Source organism: Halomonas ventosae, assembly GCF_004361885.1.
GTDB classification, from domain to species: domain Bacteria; phylum Pseudomonadota; class Gammaproteobacteria; order Pseudomonadales; family Halomonadaceae; genus Halomonas; species Halomonas ventosae_C.
This window is the reverse complement of record NZ_SNWH01000044.1, coordinates 1-4,170: the sequence shown is the minus strand read 5'-3', so window position 1 is coordinate 4,170 and position 4,170 is coordinate 1. Positions and strand designations below refer to the sequence as shown.

General features: G+C 65.8%; 3 protein-coding genes and 2 pseudogenes. 1 reads left to right on the top strand and 4 read right to left on the bottom strand.

Translation table 11 applies throughout. The features are described from left to right. Positions 1-124: 124 nt before the first annotated feature. The 4 genes and pseudogenes from DFO68_RS15215 to DFO68_RS15200 all read right to left on the bottom strand — a co-directional run. Positions 125-226 (bottom strand): annotated as a pseudogene (locus DFO68_RS15215) (DUF1653 domain-containing protein); the annotation flags it as partial. A gap of 31 nt (positions 227-257) precedes the next feature. Next, positions 258-1,088 (bottom strand): tRNA cyclic N6-threonylcarbamoyladenosine(37) synthase TcdA, encoded by an 831-nt coding sequence (gene tcdA, locus DFO68_RS15210; protein ID WP_133484448.1) that lies wholly within the window; start codon positions 1,086-1,088, stop codon positions 258-260. Beyond that, positions 1,085-1,843: a pseudouridine synthase gene (locus DFO68_RS15205; protein ID WP_133484447.1), complete on the bottom strand. Its 759-nt coding sequence runs from the start codon at positions 1,841-1,843 to the stop codon at positions 1,085-1,087. Before DFO68_RS15205 ends, tcdA begins: the two co-directional genes overlap by 4 nt. Positions 1,844-1,863: 20 nt before the next feature. Continuing rightward, positions 1,864-2,147 (bottom strand): annotated as a pseudogene (locus DFO68_RS15200) (cation transporter dimerization domain-containing protein); the annotation flags it as partial. A gap of 74 nt (positions 2,148-2,221) precedes the next feature. Between DFO68_RS15200 and aceK the strand changes: the two are divergent. After that, positions 2,222-3,967, top strand: a complete 1,746-nt coding sequence (aceK, locus tag DFO68_RS15195; protein ID WP_133484446.1) for a bifunctional isocitrate dehydrogenase kinase/phosphatase — start codon at positions 2,222-2,224, stop codon at positions 3,965-3,967. Positions 3,968-4,170 lie beyond the last annotated feature (203 nt).

Genomic DNA, 4,170 nt, shown 5'->3' with positions numbered 1-4,170 from the left:
TCTCGACCGCGGTCAAGCAGGGGCTGGCGGCACATACGGCACTGGAGCAGCTCTTTACGGGTGAAGTGCCGGATTTCATGCGACAGGACGACCTGGATCAGGCGGCGTGAGCTGAATAGTTACCCACCAGCAAGGCTTCGGTCTCGCTGTGCCGGGCGGCGCCAAGCACCTCATAGAGCGGACCCTTGTAGTGTCGGTAGATGCCTCGCGGGACCTGGGCTTCCATGGCAAGACTCCTGTTCCGGGGTGGCTGGGGATCAAGGCGTGGTGTTGGCCTGCGTCGTCAACCGCGCCAGTACCCGGGCGGCGGCGGTGAACCCGAAGCTGCCGGTAACGAAGGTCGCCGCGCCGAAGCCCGAGGCGCAGTCGAGTCGGGTGACTTCGCCCCCGCCGGGTTTCTGGAAGCACACCTCGCCGTCGCTGCCGGGATAGACCAGCTGCTCGTCGGAATAGACGCACTCCACCGAGAAGCGTCGCTTCGGGTTGCGCGAGAAGCCGAAGTCGCGGCGCAGCCGGGCACGCACCTTGGCGAGCAGCGGATCATGCTCGGTGCGGCTCAGGTCGGCCACCCGGATGCGGGTCGGGTCGGTCTGGCCGCCGGCGGCCCCGGTTACCACGATCGGCAGCTTGCGACGCTTGCACCAGGCGATCAGCGCTGCCTTGGCGACCACGCTATCGATGGCATCCACCAGTTGGTCGGCATCGTCGGGGATACGCTTGTCCAGGTTGGCGGGAGTGACGAAGGCGGCATCGGCCACCACCTCGATGCCCGGCTGGATAGCGTGGCAGCGCTCAGCCAGCACCTCCACCTTGGGGCGGCCGATGGTGCCGTCCAGGGCATGCAGCTGGCGGTTGACGTTGGAGACGCAGACGTCGTCGAGGTCGATCAGCGTCAGCTTGCCGATGCCGGAACGCGCCAGGGCCTCCACCGTCCAGCTGCCCACGCCGCCTACGCCCACCACCACCACATGGGCGTGGCGAAAGCGCTCGGCGGCACGTCGGCCATACAGCCGGCGGATGCCGCTGAAGCGGGCCTCGAAGTCGTCCGGGACCGCAGTGGGGGCGATGAAGCGGGCGGAATCGGTCATGGCATCATCTCCGTGAAAGGGTCTTGGTGCGGTACTGGCAGATGGCCTGACCAGCCGAAGCGCGCGAAGATCCTGGTCATGCAGGGGTCCAGCGGGCAGCAGAGCGCAAGGCGACGGCCACTCGCCGGGTGGGCGAAGGCCAGGCCCACCGCCGCCAGCAGCAGCCGGGGGCATTCCAGGCGCTCGGCGAAGAAGCGGTTATGGTTGCCCTTGCCATGCTTGGCGTCGCCGATGATCGGGTAGCCCCGCCGGGAGAGGTGGCGACGGATCTGGTGGCGGCGGCCGGTCTGCGGCCGCGCCTCGATCAGCGAGTAGCGGCTCTGGGGGTAGCGATCCACCTGCACCGGCAGCTCGACGCTGTCGAGCCGACGAATCTCGGTCACCGCCTCCAGGGCCGGCATCTCGGCCTTGGGGCGGCGGCCCTCCTCCTCACGCAGCGGGTAGTCCAGCCGCTCCTGGTGCGGAGCGATGCCACGCACCACTGCCAGGTAGCGTTTCTCCACCTGGCGCGCGGTGAAGGCTGCCTGGAGGCCGGCCGCGGTCTCGGGGTCGAGGGCAAAGAGGATCACCCCGGACGTCGGGCGATCCAGGCGATGAACCGGGTAAACACGGCGACCGAGCTGGTCGCGCAGCCGTTGCAGAAGAAACTCGTGCTCGCCGCGGGCAAGCGCGCTGCGATGCACCAGCAGGCCGGCCGGCTGGTGTACGGCGACCAGATGGTCATCATGATGGAGAAGGCTCAGCGCGGGTGGCATCGGGGCACCGTGAGGGTTCGCAGGGCGCTATTGTCGCCATCTGCGGCGGGCTTGTCATCCATCGGCCCGCGCTCGACATGGAAGGTAAGGTCGGTGAGCTCGGGAAGGCGCGGCGCAGGCGCCGGCTGACCTCGTTGCCGATCTCATGGCCCTCGGAAACGCTGACGCGAGGTGGCACCACTACATGAAGATCGAGCATGGTCCGGCCGGCCGACTGGCGGGTGCGCAGGTCGTGGATGCCGCCCACGCCGGGCACGCTCATCGCCACATCGCGCATCTCTTCCTGGGGGCTGACAGGCAAAGCGCGCCCACCCTGCCGAGCTCGCCTTGCGGCGCACAATTCGGCATGCTGGCAGGGTCGCTGTCTGGAGCCTGAACATGAAGCATTCGCCCGCCTATCATCTCGCCGCCACCGTACTGCATGGCTTCGACGAGTACCGCTCGCGCTTCAAGCAGATCACCGACGACGCCAGCCGCCGCTTCCGTGATGCCGCCTGGCGCGAGGCGCAGCAGGCCTCGGCGGAGCGCATCGATCTCTATGACGAGAAGGTCCAGGACACTCTCGCCAGGCTGAGGCGCACCTTCGACGATGAGCTGCTGACCCACTGCGAGTACTGGGGTGAGGCCCGGCGGCACTACGCCAGGCTGATCGACCAGCGGCTGGACTACGAGCTGGCTGAGACCTTTTTCAACTCGATGTTCTGCTCGCTGTTCCATCACCGGCACATCCATAACGACTGGATGTTCGTGTACAGCTCTCGCCAGCGCGCGGCGCACCACTCAGGCCTGACGCTGTGCCGCCACTGGCGCGTGGCGAAGGATTTGGTGGCCGCCCTGCGCTGGGCGCTGGGCGAGGCGCGCTTCGAGACGCCCTTCGTCGATTTGCAGCGCGATGCGACCCTGGGCAGCGAAGTGCTCCAGCGGCTGCTACCTCGCGCTATCCTCGAGGACCCCGAGGCCAAGATCGAACTGATCAAGAGCGTCTTCTACCGCAACAAGGGAGCCTACCTGGTTGGTCGAGTGCTGGGCGGGGGACAACAGGTGCCGCTGGTGCTGCCGGTGTTGCACGCGGAGGGCCAGGGGCTGCAACTGGACACCGTGCTGATCGAGCCTGACGAGGTGTCGATCATCTTCTCCTTCACCCGTGCCTACTTTCAGGTGAAGGTGGTGGTGCCCAGCGAGTTTGTGCACTACCTGCAGGAGCTGATGCCCGACAAGCCCCAGGGTGAGCTGTATGCCGCCATCGGCTTCTTCAAGCACGGCAAGACCGAGTTCTTCCGTGCCCTCAACCGCCAGGTGGCACGCCGCGAGGATAAGTTCGTCATCGCGCCCGGGGTGCGCGGCATGGTCATGGCGGTGTTCGTGCTGCCCTCGTTTCGCACCGTGTTCAAGATCATCAAGGACCGCTTCGACCCGAGCAAGGAGATGACGGCGGAGAACGTCCGCGAGAAGTATCGACTGGTCAAGCGCCATGACCGGGTGGGGCGCATGGCCGATACCCAGGAGTTCTCCAATTTCATCGCCCGCCAGGACCACTTCGACCCCGATTGTCTGGCACACCTGCTCGAGGTGGCGCCGTCCACCGTCTACCTGCGCGCCGACAAGGTGATCATCAAGCATTGCTATACCGAGCGCATGATGACCCCGCTCAATCTCTATCTCGAGCAGTGCGACGAGGAGGAGACCCGGGCGGTGCTCAAGGACTACGGCAATGCCATCAAGCAGATGGCCGCCGCCAATATCTTCCCCGGCGACATGCTGCTCAAGAACTTCGGAGTGACCCGCCATGGCCGGGTGATCTTCTACGATTACGACGAGATCAGCTACCTCACCGAATGCAACTTCCGCCACATTCCCGAGCCCATGTATCCCGAGCAGGAACTGGCCGACGAGCCCTGGTACTCGGTGGGGCCCAACGACATCTTCCCCGAGGAGTTCGGCCCCTTCCTGTTCGCCGACATGCATCTGCGCAAGCTCTTCTATCAGCTCCACCCGGAGCTGTTCGACGCCGACTACTGGAAGGGCCTGCAGCAGGCGATCCTCGACGGCCGGGTGATCGACGTCTATCCGTATCGCAACAAGCAGCGCTTTGCCGGTGACGACGACAACGGCCTGGTCCACTAGCCAGGTGCGCCCTCCTGACCATGACCGGCTCAATCCTCGGCGCCTTGTCCCGGAAGGGCGCCACCAGGGCGCCGACGAGCTGCGGCGTCAGGGCCATCACTAAAGTGAACCCCACGGTCAAGACAGAATTTGCCTGAGTTTAAGCTAATGCCTCGGCCATGTTCGCAGCGGCACAGCGCTGCCCTGTTGCTTCGTTCTGCGAT

Bases quoted from the DNA above. Each gene is read 5' to 3' on its own strand.
- aceK (WP_133484446.1), top strand. From the start codon at position 2,222: ATGAAGCATTCGCCCGCCTATCATCTCGCCGCCACCGTACTGCATGGC.
- DFO68_RS15205 (WP_133484447.1), bottom strand. From the start codon at position 1,843: ATGCCACCCGCGCTGAGCCTTCTCCATCATGATGACCATCTGGTCGCC.
- tcdA (WP_133484448.1), bottom strand. From the start codon at position 1,088: ATGACCGATTCCGCCCGCTTCATCGCCCCCACTGCGGTCCCGGACGAC.